A 494-nucleotide genomic window follows, 5' to 3' on the forward strand; every position below is an offset into this window, starting at 1 on the left:
GCCTCGGCATCCGTTTCACACTCCATGAACCAGGCGGCCAGGGTGCGGTAGTCGGCGGAGCGGTCGCTGCGCCCGAGCCGACGTTCATTGAGCTGGACCACGGCGTCCACCAGGTCGGAGATGGCCCGCCGAGCGCGGGAGCGCAGCAGCTCGGCTTGGGACGGTTTGTCCGCCGAGCCGATGAACCAGGCCTCGAGTCCGGACCAGCGGGCCTGCCATTCGTCGATCATCCGGGCCCTGGCCAGGGCGGGGTCGAGTTGAGCTGGCTCGGCGCCCTCCAGATCGGGCACCGGGGCTAGATCCATGGCATCGCGCTCGGCAACCCGCTCCAGCAGGGGCCGGAAGGCCGCATGCTGCTGGATGTCGATGATCAGCCCGGCGATCTCGGCGGAGCGCGTCACCAGGTCGCCGATGAAGCGACGCAGATAGTCCAGCAGACGATCCTTGTAATCGATGAAGGCCGCGCGCTCGGCCCGACGCAGATCGAGCCCTCG

The 494-nt window shown here is 68.8% G+C and carries 1 protein-coding gene; it reads right to left on the reverse strand.

What is annotated here, in order from left to right:
* The coding region (locus G3480_RS27385; protein WP_164657306.1) for a DUF2397 family protein at positions 1–494 on the reverse strand (494 nt) is incomplete at both ends.

It is taken from the genome of Thiorhodococcus mannitoliphagus (assembly GCF_010915725.1).
Lineage (GTDB): Bacteria > Pseudomonadota > Gammaproteobacteria > Chromatiales > Chromatiaceae > Thiorhodococcus > Thiorhodococcus mannitoliphagus.